General features: G+C 34.5%; 11 protein-coding genes. 9 read left to right on the top strand and 2 right to left on the bottom strand.

Annotation, left to right across the window (positions count from 1 at the left end; translation table 11 throughout):
• Positions 1–33 precede the first annotated feature (33 nt).
• Positions 34–1,539 (bottom strand): histidine ammonia-lyase, encoded by a 1,506-nt coding sequence (hutH, locus tag AB8B65_RS16625; protein WP_405302399.1) that lies wholly within the window; start codon positions 1,537–1,539, stop codon positions 34–36.
• 122 nt (positions 1,540–1,661) lie between these two features.
• Between hutH and AB8B65_RS16620 the strand changes: the two genes are divergently transcribed.
• Positions 1,662–3,035, top strand: coding sequence for a TlpA family protein disulfide reductase (locus AB8B65_RS16620; protein ID WP_405302398.1), 1,374 nt, complete (start codon positions 1,662–1,664; stop codon positions 3,033–3,035).
• Positions 3,036–3,205: 170 nt separating this feature from the next.
• Here AB8B65_RS16620 and AB8B65_RS16615 read toward each other — a convergent pair whose 3' ends face one another.
• Positions 3,206–4,747 carry an NAD(P)H-hydrate dehydratase gene (locus tag AB8B65_RS16615; RefSeq protein WP_405302397.1) on the bottom strand — a complete coding sequence of 514 codons (1,542 nt, stop codon included), beginning with the start codon at positions 4,745–4,747 and terminating at the stop codon, positions 3,206–3,208.
• Between the two features lie 320 nt (positions 4,748–5,067).
• On the opposite strand from AB8B65_RS16615, the gene AB8B65_RS16610 reads away from it, so the two are divergent.
• The 8 genes from AB8B65_RS16610 to AB8B65_RS16575 form a co-directional block, all read left to right on the top strand.
• Positions 5,068–5,256: a hypothetical protein gene (locus AB8B65_RS16610; RefSeq protein WP_405302396.1), complete on the top strand. Its 189-nt coding sequence runs from the start codon at positions 5,068–5,070 to the stop codon at positions 5,254–5,256.
• Positions 5,257–5,306: 50 nt separating this feature from the next.
• Positions 5,307–7,754, top strand: coding sequence for a bifunctional aspartate kinase/homoserine dehydrogenase I (thrA, locus tag AB8B65_RS16605; protein WP_405302395.1), 2,448 nt, complete (start codon positions 5,307–5,309; stop codon positions 7,752–7,754).
• Between the two features lie 210 nt (positions 7,755–7,964).
• Positions 7,965–8,885 (top strand): homoserine kinase, encoded by a 921-nt coding sequence (locus AB8B65_RS16600; protein WP_405302394.1) that lies wholly within the window; start codon positions 7,965–7,967, stop codon positions 8,883–8,885.
• A 453-nt stretch (positions 8,886–9,338) separates the two neighbouring features.
• Positions 9,339–10,619 carry a threonine synthase gene (gene thrC / locus AB8B65_RS16595; protein ID WP_405302393.1) on the top strand — a complete coding sequence of 427 codons (1,281 nt, stop codon included), beginning with the start codon at positions 9,339–9,341 and terminating at the stop codon, positions 10,617–10,619.
• A gap of 243 nt (positions 10,620–10,862) precedes the next feature.
• Positions 10,863–11,945, top strand: a complete 1,083-nt coding sequence (gene gcvT, locus AB8B65_RS16590) for a glycine cleavage system aminomethyltransferase GcvT (protein ID WP_405302392.1) — start codon at positions 10,863–10,865, stop codon at positions 11,943–11,945.
• A 9-nt stretch (positions 11,946–11,954) separates the two neighbouring features.
• Positions 11,955–12,776, top strand: coding sequence for a sugar nucleotide-binding protein (locus AB8B65_RS16585; RefSeq protein ID WP_405302391.1), 822 nt, complete (start codon positions 11,955–11,957; stop codon positions 12,774–12,776).
• A gap of 47 nt (positions 12,777–12,823) precedes the next feature.
• Positions 12,824–13,282 carry a hypothetical protein gene (locus tag AB8B65_RS16580; RefSeq protein WP_405302390.1) on the top strand — a complete coding sequence of 153 codons (459 nt, stop codon included), beginning with the start codon at positions 12,824–12,826 and terminating at the stop codon, positions 13,280–13,282.
• A gap of 234 nt (positions 13,283–13,516) precedes the next feature.
• A partial coding sequence (locus AB8B65_RS16575) for a S41 family peptidase (RefSeq protein WP_405302416.1) occupies positions 13,517–15,306 on the top strand: 1,790 nt, incomplete at its 3' end.

Here is a 15,306-nt window from a genome sequence, read left to right as displayed (position 1 = left end):
GAAACACTAAATAAAACGCTCTAAACTCATAAACTAAGAAAACAATACTTCGTTCTCAATCACAGTATACTGAATAAATGACAAGGTGTCACGAATAGCAATATGCAATTCACGATCTTCATCTACAAAAGGAACTTCCAATCGGTACGCTTGCAAAAATGTTTCAATAAATTCCGAACTTTTCAATGGCGCTCTAAACACCAATGCTTGCGAAGCATTCAATAACTCAATTGCCAAAACGCGTTCTATATTATCAACAACCTTAATGGCTTTTGTTGCTGCATTTGCGCCCATACTTACATGATCTTCCTGTCCATTTGAAGACACAATAGAATCAATACTTGCTGGCGTAGCATATTGTTTGTTTTGACTCACAATACTTGCTGCGGTATATTGCGGAATCATAAAACCAGAATTTAACCCAGGATTATTCACCAAAAATGCGGGTAAATCTCTCAATCCAGAAACAAGTTGAAATGTTCTTCGTTCCGAAATATTCCCCAATTCCGCCATTGCAATCGCTAAATAATCAAGCGCTAACGCTAAAGGTTGTCCATGAAAATTTCCACCAGAAATAATCTCATCTTCCGCAATAAAAATATTCGGATTATCAGTCACAGAATTAATTTCCGTCTCAAACGTTTTTCTAATAAAAGCCAAGGTATCTTTTGTAGCTCCATGCACTTGCGGTACACATCGAAACGAATACGGATCTTGCACATGTTTCTTTTCTTGTGAAATCAATTCACTTCCTGCTACAAATTCCTGTACACGTTTTGCCGTTTTCAACTGTCCGTTGTGCGGTCGAATCAAATGAATTAAATCATTAAACGGCTCCAATCTTCCATCGAAAGCTTCCAATGAAATAGACGCGAAAAAATCTGCCAAATACGATAATTTATACGCTTTCAATAACGAATGTACACCGTACGCACTCATAAATTGTGTTCCATTCAATAACGCCAAACCTTCTTTTGCTTTCAACTGAATTGGTTGCCAATCAAACTCCGCTAAAACGGTAGCAGACGAAACTTCTTCTCCTTTATAATACACAGTTCCTTTGCCCAAAAGCGGCAATGACAAATGTGCTAAAGGTGCCAAATCGCCCGAAGCGCCAAGTGAACCTAGTTCAAAAACAACTGGCAAAATATCGTGATTATAAAAATCGATCAAACGTTGTACGGTCTGCAATTGCACACCCGAATGTCCATAACTCAACGATTGTATTTTAAGCAACAACATCAACTTTATAATATCTTGTGGCACGCGATCACCTGTACCACATGCGTGTGAAGTCACCAAATTTTCTTGCAATTTTGACAAATGTTCGTCTGAAATTTTCACATTACACAAAGAACCAAATCCAGTATTTATACCATAAATAGGCGTTTTCTGATCCTGTAAACGTTGATCTAAATACGCACGGCAGGCATTAATTTTGTCGGTCGCGGTGGCGGATAATTCCAATGTTGCATCTGAGTTTAACAACTCTTGAATAATTGCAATATCGAGCGTTTGTGAACTTATTTGGTGTATCATGACGGTGTAATCAAAATTATCTTTCAAAAGTCAAAATTCAAATTGTATTAACCAAATATTTGTTAATAATTTATTGATTAAAAGAAGAATCTAGTACATTTGAGAAAACAAACTTTGAAAAAATGAAAAAATTACTGCTATTCGTTGCAGCATTTGCAATTTTCTCTTGTAAAACTGATACAAAGAAAAATCCTGCAGCAACTACCGAAACTAAAGAGATAGAAAAAACGATACTTTCCGGAAAAATAGAAAACCCAAAAGAAGATAAAATTTTTCTTTCAGGTGAAGGTTTAAGAAAAGAAATCACACTAAATGATGCTGGCGTTTTTCAAGAAACAGTAAACGTACAAGAAGGTTTTTACTCCATAAGACACGGAAGAAATCGTGCTTCATTATTCCTAACACCAGGCGATTCTATACACATTACAACGGACGCAATGAAGTTTACTGAAAGTATAACTTTTTCAGGAAAAGGAACGGCTCCAAATACGTATTTAGCCAAAAAACTATCCGAAGGAGGAAATCTTAACTTTCAAGAAGTATATGCTAAAGAAGAAGCTGATTTCTTAAAGAAAATTGAAGAAGAAAAAATGAAAGCTTTAGGCAGATTGACAGATGCAAAAGGTTTAAGCACTGAATTTGTTGCGCTAGAAAAAGAAAGTATTCACTATGAATATTTAGCGAATCTTTCCCGATATCCATCATACCATCCATACTTTGCAAAAAAAGAAAACTACAAAGCTTCGGAAAGTCTTTTAAAACCTTTAGAAAAAGTTGATTATGATAATGAAGACGATTTTAGAAACTTTGAATCCTACCAACAAATAGTATCGCAACACTACATGCAATCATACTATGAAGATTCGTTAAAGATGGAAAGCATCAACACGATCAAAAACATCAAATCACAAAACATAAAAAATGCGTTGGCTAGCGAAATGAAATACGATATTTCACCTTCTGGCAAACACACGGATAAAATTTATAATACGATCAAAGAAATCGCAAAAGACGAGAAAGTATTAAAAAAAGCAACCGAAAAGTATACGAAAGTAAAAAAATTGGTAAAAGGAAAAAATTCTCCTGCTTTCGACTACGAAAATCATAAAGGTGGAAAAACAAGCTTGGCAGACTTAGAAGGAAAGTATGTATACATTGATGTTTGGGCAACTTGGTGCGGACCATGTATTGGCGAAATTCCATCTCTAAAGAAAGTAGAAAAAAAATACCATAACAAAAACATCGAGTTTGTTTCTATTTCTATTGATCAAAAAGATGCGTATAAGACATGGAAAAAAATGGTAAAAAACAAAGAATTAGGCGGAATTCAGTTAATGGCAGACGACGCTTGGAAGTCTAAGTTTGTAACTGACTATGCGATTGAAGGTATTCCACGATTTATTTTAATTGATCCAAAAGGAAAAATTGTAAACGCAGATGCGCCAAGACCATCAAATCCAGAACTGATTGAATTATTCAATGAATTGAAGATCTAATTTTTAAAAAAATACAGTATAAAAAGAGGCTGTCTAAAAAGTCATAATTTCGTCAAACCGAACTTGATTCGGTTTCGCATAACAGTTGAAAATCAGCTTTATGAGATTCTGGATCAAGTCCAGAATGACGGCTTTTGAAACTTTCCAGACAGCCTCTTTTATTCTCAATATTATTGTTCCGCTTCCGCAGCTGGTTTTTCGGGTTCTTTAAACAAATCCAAATACGCATCACCAATATGATATGCAATATCGCTTGCTGTTAATGCTTGATAACCCAAACCAGAAAGTGCAATATCTCCTGCTTTTCCATGCAAATACACGCCAAAAATAGCTGCCGTTACCGGATCGTATTCTTGTGAAACCAATCCTGTTAACATTCCTGTGAGCACATCGCCACTTCCTGCGGTTGCCATTCCAGGATTTCCTGTATTATTAATATAAACGTACGTATCATGAATAATAACGGTATGTGCACCTTTAATAATTAGTACAATTTCATGCTTTTTTGCAAATGCTTTCGCTTTGGTTAACTTATCAAAATCATCTGTCCATTCACCTATCAAACGTTCCAATTCTTTTGGATGTGGTGTTAAAATAGTACCTTTTGGCACAAATTTCAATAACTTTTTATTTTCAGACAATATATTTAACGCGTCAGCATCAATTACCAAACGAGTAGTTTTATTTTTTTGTAAAAAGGCTTTCAACGCTTTTACAGTAGCTGCATCTGTTCCCATACCAACGCCAATGCCTATTGCTTTTGGTTCAATATCATATTCAATATTGGTAAGCTGCTTTTCATTTTCATCACAAATGACCATTGCTTCTGGCAAAGAAGTTTGTAAAACGGTATATCCACAAGTTGGAATATACGCAGTAACCAAACCTGTACCAACTCGCAAACATGCAGAACTCGCCAAGGTAACAGCGCCAATTTTTCCGTAACTTCCACCAACAATCAAGCTATGTCCGTACGTTCCTTTATGCGCATATTTTTCGCGCGGAATATATAATGGTAACACTTCAAACTTATCAATAAGTTGTACTTCCGTATCGGTAGTTTGTAAATACTCCTGATCCAATCCTGCATCAATCGCTTCCCATTGTTGTATATAAATACCTGTTTCTGGCAAAAAGAAACTCAATTTTGGTGCCTGACTCGTCAACGTAAAATTACTTTCAATAACCGCTTCCTTATCTTCTGGTCCGTGATCGGGATACAATCCGGAAGGAACATCAAGCGAAACCGTATATGCTTTTGAAGCATTAATATATTTAATCAAATCTTTCACCCAAGGTGCGGTTTCACGATTCAATCCAATTCCAAAAATAGCATCTACAATAATATCTTCTTTTTGCATTTCGGGAAGTTCTTCGCACGAACTCAACAAGCGCGGCCACACTTTAAACTCTTTTACGCGGTCATAATTAATTAAAAAATCTTTTGTTCGCTTATCGCTGAAATTTACAATATATATATGCACATTATAACCATGATGCAATAATTGACGTCCTAGCACCAATCCGCTGCCGCCATTATTTCCTATTCCACAATAAATATGAATTGGAACTTGTGCGCCTTGCATCCGTGTATGAAACCAATTAAACAATTGTGTTCCTACAAATTCCATTAAGTCATTAGACGTGATTTGATTTTTTTCTATCGTACGATTGATCGCTTCATAGATTTGAGTTGATGAATATATCTTCATGTATTGTTATGTTAGTGTAAGGTGTTACACATTTGATGAAATTCTTTAAAATTCATTATACTTTTTTAGCGCATTTCTAAAGAAAGACTACTTTCACTAATAATCCGTGAAAAATAAATATATAGTTTGTTTATGGTTATAAAAGTAATACTTTTGAATAACATCATACGACAAAACATGCGTTTAGTAGCAAATATTTTTACTTCCTCAACAGGCATTACGGTGACACATACCACTGTAACAATTGCTACTATTACCCCTTGTGGGGTCTAACTATATATTACCAATCGGTGTTTGTTATTTATTCAATCTAAAAAATAATGTCGGACAAAAACAAAAACTTTAAGATATCACTAGGGATTTTAGTCGGATATTTTTTAGCCGCAATGATCAATGTTATTTTTTTTGATAAAAATTTAGTGGAAGCAATTACAGATAAAAGACTATTGTATATGCTCGGCGCAGTTGTAATTATAGGATATATAATTAAAAAACAATCTCAAAAATAAAAAGAAACACACATAACCAATTTTACTGATAACCATACAAAACAATACTCATGAACGTACTCAAATTTGGCGGTACTTCTGTCGCCAATGCGCAAAATATAAGCTTAGTAATAGATATTATTACAAAAGCCTCTCAAAATCAAAAAATAGCGGTCGTTGTTTCTGCTTTTGGAAACACAACAAACATGCTTTTAAAAACAGCGGAACTTGCTGCCATAAAGGATGAATACTACAAATCACTGCTTCAAGAAATTGAAAACAGACATATTCAAGTTGTAAAAGATTTAATTCCTGTTACAGAACAAAGCGCTATCATAAGTCATACAAAACGCTTACTCAACTATTTAGAAACGCTGTATGAAGGTTCTTTTTTGCTGCGCGAATTAACACCAAAAACATTGGCTACCATTGCTAGTTTTGGTGAATTACTATCGTCATATATCATTTCAGAAGTAATGAAAGTGCGCCAACTAGATAGTATCTATAAAGACAGTCGCGAACTCATTATTGCATCAGAAACGTATGAAAATGCGCAAGTCTTGATGAAATTGACACAAGAAAACTGTGAATCATTTTTTAAGAAGAATGAAAAGCAAATTGTCATATTACCCGGATTTATTGCAGCTACCGAAAATGGCGAAACAACCACACTTGGTCGTGGCGGATCAGATTATACAGCAGCAATTATTGCATCGGCTGTCAATGCTGGCGAACTGCAAATTTGGACAGATGTAAGCGGAATGTACACAGCAAATCCGCGAATTGTAAAACAAGCAACACCAATTCCGCACATATCGTATCAAGAAGCTATGGAATTGTCTCACTTTGGTGCGAAAGTAATCTATCCACCAACAATTCAACCTGTACTAAAAAAGGAAATTCCAATTTTAGTCAAAAACACCTTTTCACCTGAACAAGAAGGTACGCGTATTACCAAAAACCCGAACGGAAAACAACGCGCAGTAAAAGGAATAAGTTACATAGAAAACATCTCATTACTTACACTAGAAGGAAGCGGAATGATTGGAATTCCAGGGTTTTCCAAGCGTTTATTTGAAACCTTATTGGCAGAACAAATCAATATCATCTTAATTACGCAAGCTTCTTCCGAACATTCTATTTGTATCGGAATCAACGACAAAGAAGCTTCCAGAGCCAAAATCGTCATTGATACCACTTTTGCATACGAAATTGCATCTGGAAAAGTAGATCCAATTCTAGTAGAACAACAACTTGCCATCATTGCGTTGGTTGGTGACAACATGAAAGATCATCAAGGATTGAGCGGTAAAATGTTTAGCATGCTCGGAAAAAATAACGTAAACATTCGCGCTATAGCGCAAGGAGCTTCCGAAAAAAACATCTCCGCAGTAATCAACAGTGATGATGCAAAAAAAGCGCTCAATGCGTTGCATGAAGAATTCTTTGAAGAAAAAATAAAACAACTCAATCTATTTGTAACTGGTGTTGGAAATGTGGGCGAACGCTTTATGGCACAACTTCACCAACAACAACAATACTTGCGTGAACAGCTTAAATTGAACATTCGTGTCATTGGTATTTCTAACTCACGAACCATGCTTTTTGATGCGGAAGGTATTGATTTAGACAATTGGAAAAACTACTTAATTACTGGCGTAAAAGCGAGTTTAGATAAATTTCACGAAGCTGTAAAATCACATAACTTACGCAACAGTATCTTTATAGACATTACTGCAAGTCATGAAGTTTCTAAAGTATACGGAAACTACTTGCGAAACAATATTTCGGTAGTCACTTGTAACAAAATTGCCTGTGCTTCCCAATATGATAACTATCAAAATCTAAAACGTATCTCAAGAAAATACAATGCACCATTTTTATTTGAAACCAATGTTGGTGCAGGATTGCCAATAATTGACACACTAAAAAACGTAGTAGCTTCTGGAGATCGCATTCACAAAATACAAGCCGTTCTTTCGGGAAGTTTAAACTTTGTATTTAACAATTTCAGTAATGAAAATACCTTTCATGACGTTGTAAAACAAGCACAAAAAGAAGGCTATACAGAACCAGATCCAAAAATAGATTTAAGTGGTATTGATGTTGCTCGAAAAATTCTCATCTTAGCACGTGAAAGTGGTTATATCATGGAATTAGAAGACATTGAAAACAATTCGTTCTTGCCAGAAGAAACATTGGCAACTGACAATAATGATGACTTTTATGCGTCTTTGACAAAACATGAAGCACATTTTCAGAAAATTTTCAAAGAAGCGAATGACAAAGATTGTCGCATAAAATATGTAGCTACTTTTGAAAATGGAAAAGCAAAAGTTGGTTTACAGCATATTCCAGCAGATCATCCTTTTTACAATTTGGAAGGAAGTGATAATATTGTATTATTCTTTACAGATAGATACGTAGCACAGCCATTACAAATAAAAGGCGCTGGCGCAGGTGCAGAAGTAACCGCTTCAGGAATTTTTGCAGATGTAATTAGAATTGGAAAGTTTTAGGAAATGATAAATGTATGATATCAAAGTAGTTCTCAATACTCCAAATCTCAGATTTGGCACTCGAACTGACGACTGTGATACATAAACCAAAAACGTCACTTCGAGTGAAATTCTAAAAGAATTTTGTAACGAGAAGTACTTTGAAATAATAGATGTTAATATTGAAACTTTCTCAATTCTCAATACTAACATCTCAACACTAAAAAAACAATGAACGAACTCAAAATATTCGCTCCTGCAACCATTGCAAATGTTTCCTGTGGATTTGATGTCCTTGGACTTTGCTTAGATACCGTTGGTGACGAAATGATCATTCGGAAAACAGCAGCAAAAGGAATTACAATTTCAAAGCTGATTGGACAAGATTTACCACTAGAAACAAATAAAAATGTGGCTGGTGTTGCTGGTTTAGCCATGCTTTCAACACTAGATTTAGACCATGGTTTTGAAATTGAAATCTACAAAAACATCAAAGCAGGAAGCGGAATTGGAAGCAGCGCTGCAAGCTCAGCAGGAACGGTTTGGGCAATGAATAAATTGCTTGGAAAGCCATTTACAGCAAAAGAACTAGTACCATTTGCAATGGAAGGCGAAAAACTCGCAAGCGGAACAGCGCACGCAGATAATGTGGCTCCTGCCCTTTTGGGCGGATTTACCTTAGTGCGAAGTTACAATCCGTTAGATTTGATTAAAATTCCAACACCAAACGAATTATACGCAACGGTAATTCATCCGCAAATTGAAGTCAAAACCTCTGATTCTCGTTCTGTGTTGAAGCAAAATATTTCACTAAAAAAATCGATCATACAAATTGGAAATTTAGGCGGATTGATAAGCGGCTTATACACTTCTGATTACGATTTAATAAGCAGATCATTGCATGACGAAATTGTAGAACCGTTACGCGCAATTCTAATTCCTGGATTCAATGAAGTCAAACAAAACGCAATTAATTGTGGTGCATTGGGCGCAGGAATTTCAGGTTCTGGACCTTCTATATTTGCATTAAGCAAAGGAAAAGAAATGGCAGAAAAAGTAGCCAAAACAATGGCTGAAACCTATAAAACATTAAACATCGATTATGATATTCATGTTTCAAAAATAAATACGGATGGTTGTCGGATTCTTTAATTCAGAATTGTTAGAAACCAAAGCGTCAAATCGAGTGAATTTGTGAAACAAATTAGTATCGAGATCTGCTAAGAAATTATAATTGTAAAAATGAATTCTAAGTTGTTCTCGATACACTAAATCATAGATTTAGCACTCGAACTGACGATTGCAGTTATTGAATAAAATGATTAAACTAAAACGTCACTTCGAGTGATTTTTCGAAATAAAATGAAGAAAAATTGTATCGAGAAGTACTTTGAAATAATACATAAATTATGAATTCTAAACTGTTCTCGATACACTAAATCATAGATTTAGCACTCGAACTGACGACTGTAACACATAAACTAAAAACGTCACTTCGAGTAATTTTTGATAGAAAATTGTATCGAGAAGTACTCGAAAATAATAGATGTGAATATTGAAATTTTCTCAATTCTCAATACTAACATCTCAATACTAAGAATAAAAATGAACTACTACAGTCTACATCATAAAGCGCCAAACGTTTCTTTTAAAGAAGCAGTAATTCGCGGATTAGCGCCCGATAGAGGAATTTATTTTCCTAAAAATATTACACCATTATCTGAAGATTTCATCAAGAATATTGATACGTATTCGCATGAAGAAATTGCCTTTGAAGCCATTCAGCAATTTGTCGGAAATGAAATTCCAACTGATATTTTAAAAGAAATTATTGCAGAAACCTTGCGTTTCGATTTCCCTATTGTTCCAATTGAAGAAAATATTGGAACATTGGAATTATTTCACGGACCAACAATGGCGTTTAAAGATGTTGGCGCTCGCTTTATGGCGCGTTGTTTAGGCTATTTTAATCGTGATACAAAAGAAAAAGTTACGGTTTTAGTTGCGACTTCTGGAGATACTGGCGGCGCAGTTGCCAATGGTTTTTTAGGCGTAAAAGGTGTGGATGTTGTCATCTTATATCCTAGCGGGAAAGTCAGCGAAATTCAAGAAAAACAATTAACAACTTTAGGTCAAAACATTACAGCTTTAGAAGTTGATGGCGTTTTTGACGATTGCCAAGAAATGGTGAAAACTGCTTTTTTAGATGCAGAAATTGAACGTACACTAACCTCTGCCAATTCGATTAATATTGCACGTTGGTTGCCACAAATGTTCTACTTTTTCTTTGCATACAAAGCATTGCACAAGCAACATAAAAATCTAGTATTCTCTGTTCCTAGTGGAAACTTTGGAAATATTTGTGCAGGAATCATGGCGCAAAAACTAGGATTGCCAATTCAACATTTTATCGCTTCCACGAATGTAAATGATACGGTTTCAAACTATTTAGAAAATGGCGAATACGTTCCAAAGAAGTCAATTGCAACTATTTCAAACGCGATGGATGTTGGAAATCCGAGTAATTTCATTCGTATTCAAGAGTTATACAATAATGATTTAGAAACGATCAAACAGCACTTTTCGTCGTATAGTTTCACAGATGCAGAAACGAAAACTGCTATGAAATCTATCTATGATCAACACAAGTATATTGCCGATCCGCATGGCGCTGTTGGTTATTTAGGATTGAAAAATCACGATTTGCAAGATGCTTATGGTATTTTTCTAGAAACAGCACATCCTGTCAAATTTTTACCGACAGTTGAATCGACCTTGCGTCTAAAATTGGATATTCCAACACAGATACAAGAAATCATGCATAAAGAGAAAGAAGCGCACTTTATTACGGATTATGAAGGTTTGAAGGAGTTTTTGCAGCGTTAAGATTAAAATATTAAATTGCTTCGTTCTTAGAAACTTTTACAATTTATTGCAGTTCTCGATACACCAAATCACAGATTTGGCAATCGAACTGACGCATATAATTGTTTAATTGAACTAACTTCAAAATGACTCAAATTTGAGAAAATTCTAAAAAGTCATGTTAAATAAAGAATCAAGTATCAATTCCTCATTTTTTTAGGTTGATTTTTCATAAATTCGCAATCAAATTAAGAAAAACTACAGATGAAGGATACAGCTCTATCAAAAATTCACGAAGCATTAGGTGCTAAAATGGTTCCTTTTGCAGGTTACAACATGCCTGTACAATACGAAGGCGTTAATATTGAACACGAAACAGTTCGTAATGGCGTTGGTGTTTTTGACGTAAGTCATATGGGAGAATTTGTAATTTCTGGACCAAATGCATTGGCGTTGATTCAGAAAATTGGAACAAATGATGCTTCCAAATTAGTAGACGGAAAAGCTCAATATAGCTGTATGCCTAATAATGACGGCGGAATTGTAGATGATTTAATTATTTACAGAGTGAATGGAGAGAAGTATATTTTGGTTGTAAACGCATCAAATATTGAAAAAGATTGGAACTGGATTTCTAGCCACAATGATGTTGGCGCAGAAATGAAAGATGTGTCTGATAATTATTCTTTACTGGCAATTCAAGGACCAAAAGCTGTGGAAGCAATGCAGTCGTTAACGGAAGTTGATTTAACGAATATTAAATACTACACATTCCAAATCGCAAAATTTGCAGGTGTTGAAAATGTAATCGTTTCTGCAACAGGTTATACAGGTTCGGGCGGATTTGAAATTTACTGCAAAAATGAAGATGTTGCCAAAGTTTGGGACAAAGTATTTGAAGCTGGAGCTGATTTCGGAATTAAACCAATTGGTTTAGCTGCAAGAGATACATTACGCTTAGAAATGGGCTATTGCTTGTATGGAAATGATATTGATGATACAACGTCTCCAATTGAAGCTGGCTTAGGATGGATTACAAAATTCACGAAAGATTTTGTGAACCGTGAAGCAATTGAAGATCAAAAACGATTGGGAACAGAACGCAGATTGGTTGCTTTTGAAATGCAAGATCGTGGAATTCCAAGACAAGGATATGATATTGTTGATGGAAACGGAAATATCATAGGAAATGTAACTTCCGGAACGATGTCGCCGTCAATGAAAGTCGGAATCGGAATGGGATATGTACCAAACGTTTTTAAAAGTGTTGGAAGCAATATTTACATTCAAATTCGTAAAAACAGAGTTCCTGCAAAAGTGGTGAAACTTCCTTTTTATAAGAAATAAAGAAAACCTTTGAATAGAATTTTAATATTAGGAGCAAGCGGATACGTAGGTCAGGCGATTTATAAAGAGCTTTGCTCCTATTTTGATGTATACGGAACTTTTTACAGCAACAAGTCGTTTGCAAAGAATAAACATTTTATTCGATACGATTTGGATTATGATGGTATTGACGAAATTGTGATGCAAGTGCAACCTACCATTATAATTTCTGCTTTGCGTGGCGATTTTGCAGCACAAATTGAAGCTCATATTTTTTTGACAGATTATGTAAAAACTAGACCTTGTAAGTTGTTTTTCTTATCATCTGCAAATGTGTTTGATGCGTATAGTAGTTATCCTTCGTATGAATACGACAAAACGCTTTCGGAAAGTATTTACGGGAAACTCAAAATTCGTATTGAAAATATGCTCATGCGTTTGCCGCAGAAGAAATATGCAATTATTCGTTTGCCAATGATTTTTGGGAACAATTCGCCTCGAATTCTTGAAATAAAGCAATGTTTGCAGGAAAAAGTTCCTATTGAAGTCTTTCCAAACTTGGTCATGAATACAATTTCTGATAAAAAACTAACACAGCAAATTCACTACATGATCAATCGAAATAAAAACGGGATTTTTCATTTAGGCGCGGAAGATTTAATACATCATGAGGAGTTTTTTGCTGAAATCTTAAAAAGTATGAACGTTAAAAAGCCTGTGTTCAAAAATGTATACACATCCAATTTTGATCGCTTTTTAGCCGTTTTGCCAAAAGATAACAAACTACCAAAGCATTTAGCAACTACCAATCAGGAAACTTTGGACTATATTTCTGGAAAGATAAAAGAGTAGTTTATATAGAATAATCAATAGTTCAGTTATTTGTACTTTTACATTGCATGGAAATTATCATTACCAAAGGTGAACATCGAAATACGCTTCTTTGTAAAAGAACTGATGGGACATTTACAAGCGCTGATTTAGGTCCTGAAATTCCCAATCATGATATTGCGCATTTTGTTGCGGAAAAAAAGTTCAATCTTACCAAAGGCTTTTATGGAAACATTGCAAATGGAATGACTATTAACGATTTATCCAATAAAGACATCATTAAAAATTTAGATTCAGAAAGTTGGCTCGCTGAAATCATGACGCGAAATTTACAATCTTTAGGTTCAGAAACTATAAGTATTAAAGAATATATAGCATTGGTTACTTGGGAAGCATCTTCCATGCAAAATATTAAAATTCCAGCGATGAATCAGACACAAATTAGTGAATTACAGTCTGAGTACATTCAGCTTTGCAAACAGTGGAATTCTATTTCTAAAAATGAGCAACTTCAACTTCATTTTTAGTAAAAAGTAGCTAATATTCATTCATACACTATAATTCGTACTAGTTCTCAGACATTTTCAGCTTACTTTCCTACGTAATAAGCGAAAGATTTGTTAAATTCGTAACTTTAGGTACTACAAACTTTATTCGCATACATGCACACTTTTTCACGTTTTATATTGCTTCTCGTTGTTTCGTCAACGTTTGCTCAAACTGAACTTTCTTTCTGTAATAAATCGAGTCTGATTTTGGAAATGCTAGAAAAGAATCATTACAAACCCAAAGCAATTGACGACAAATTTTCAAATTATGTTTTTAATAAATTGCTAGAGCGTTTAGACGACAGACGCATGTTGTTTTCAAAAGCTTCGATTAAAAGTTTGGATTCTTTAAAAAATAAATTGGACGATTATTTGCTAAATGAGGAATGCGATTTTATCAGCGAGTTTACCATTTTTTACGAAAAACAACTCAAGCAAACGCAGCAAACGATTGAAAAAATTGAGAAATCAAAACTAGATTATTCAGGGAAAGACACCGTAAGTTATGGAAGTTTTAAAGAAAAATCTGAGTTTTCTAACACTGCTAAAACACTTCACAAACGTTGGGAAAAGAAAATAAGAGTCGATATTATTCGCGATTATCTGTCATTGACAAATCCTGCGAACTTTCCAAAGATAAAAGCACAATTGAAACAAAAAGTTATTGCTGAAAACAAATGCTTTATTGTCGATAAATTACAAGCGGTAAATGGTTTGCAATCACATGTAGAAACTACTTTTTTAGATGTAATTTGTACGTATTTTGATCCGCATAGTAGCTTTTTTGATCCAACAGACAATGCTACTTTTATGAATTCTATTGGAACCGAAACAAACTCTATCGGTGTTTGGTTTTCAAAAAATAATGATGGAAAAATTGTCGTTTCAGGCTTGCAAACTGGAAGTAAAGCATGGAAAGAAAAAGAAATTAGCGCAGGTGATTTAGTGTTATCGCTTGAAGCGAATGACGAAAAAATAAGTACAACCTGTCTTTCACTTATAAATTTGTATGATTTTGTGAATGATGAAAACAATAAAACCATCACACTCAATGTCTTGGATGATAAAAACATTAACAAAACGGTTGTACTACGAAAAGAAAATTTAAAAATTGAAGAAAATGCCGTGAATAGTTTTATTCTGAAAGGCGAACAAAATATTGGCTACATTTCGTTGCCAAGTTTCTATACCAATTTAGATTACGGTTTTGGAAGCGCCAATGATATTGCGAAAGAATTATTTAAACTCAATGCGGTTGATATTGATGGTTTAATTTTGGATTTGCGCGGAAATGGTGGCGGATCAATGAAGCAAGCAATCGATTTGGCAGGCATGTTTATTGACAAAGGTCCGTTGGGAATTTATCGCGATCAAGCAGATAATAAAACCATTGTAAAAGATTTTAATCGTGGTACTTTATTCACGAAACCTTTGGTGATCTTAATCAACAAGGAAAGTGCTTCAGCTTCTGAATTTATTGCAGCCGCTTTGCGCGATCATAACAGAGCAATTATTGTGGGAACGCGCACGTATGGAAAAGGAACGATTCAGCAAATTGTTCCATTAAAAAGTGAAGAAGGCTTTTTAAGAATTACGATTGAAAAAATGTATGGTTTCAAAGGAAATTCGCATCAAGCAATTGGTATTCAGCCAGATATTGAGTTTCCAAATTTACTAATGGGAATTGAAGATGGCGAAAATGCCAATTCAAATTTTATTATTAGCGACACCATTCAAAAAGATGTCTATTTCAAAATCCCGGAAGCAGCAAATTATGAAGATTTACGTACTAAAAGTATGGCGAGAATTGAAAAAAATAAAGCTTCCATCACAATTAAAGAAATCAATACAAATCTTCAAAACTACTTAAATAACGAACGAAAAATGCCGATTTCTATTGAAGGAATTCAAGAAGATAGAGACACGTTTAATGCAATTTTTGAAAAATCGGATGACATTGAAATGACGCATAAAACGTTTGAAGTTGTGAATTTAGAAGATTA

Source organism: Kordia sp. (genome assembly GCF_045105435.1).
Taxonomy (GTDB): Bacteria; Bacteroidota; Bacteroidia; order Flavobacteriales; family Flavobacteriaceae; genus Kordia.
This window is presented reverse-complemented; position numbering and strand designations above follow the sequence as displayed.